Annotated in this window: 1 protein-coding gene; it reads left to right on the top strand. The window is 45.4% G+C overall.

Annotated features, from left to right (window positions below):
• Positions 1-304: 304 nt before the first annotated feature.
• Positions 305-546, top strand: a 242-nt coding sequence (locus ACO0LC_RS29150) for a transposase (RefSeq protein ID WP_423009759.1), incomplete at its 3' end; no start/stop codon positions are given.

The raw sequence follows: 546 nt of genomic DNA, 5'->3' as shown, positions 1-546 counted from the left end.
TGGCGTATTCTGGTTGCTTGGCGAAAGAGTCAGCAATTTGACCTATCGTCATGTTTTGCGCTGCCCAGTAATTCAGACCATTTGGATCCGCTGGACGGTTGAAATAAGCGATGTAAAGCTTTTGGATGTCTGCAGTTGTATTGGCCATTGTGTGCTGTCCTGTTTAATTATTGTTAATTTAAGTAATGTAAAACTTACTACAACGTTTACTGCATTTTTTTAGAGCCTGTAAATAAAAGTGTGTAAGTAATTCTGGTAGATGAACCTCCTATAATGAGGAATTGCCAAAATGACGACAAACGCCATGGAAAGAAGCAAACTGCAGGCGCTGGCCAAAGAGCTGGCGAAAGACATCAAGACTGAAGCTGATTTGAATGCGTTTTCCCGTGAGCTGCTCAAGCTCACGGTGGAAACAGCGCTCAATGCAGAACTGACCGAGCACCTCTTCTACGAGAGGCATCAGGACAGCACGCCAGGCAAGGGAAATACCCGTAACGGCAGCACTGTCAAACGCCTCAAAGGCCAGCATGGTGAAGTCGAGATAGA

Origin of the sequence: Undibacterium sp. JH2W (assembly GCF_049340425.1) — a bacterium.
Lineage (GTDB): Bacteria > Pseudomonadota > Gammaproteobacteria > Burkholderiales > Burkholderiaceae_D > Undibacterium.
The sequence above is the reverse complement of the archived record's forward strand: the minus strand, read 5'-3'. Positions and strand labels throughout refer to the sequence as shown.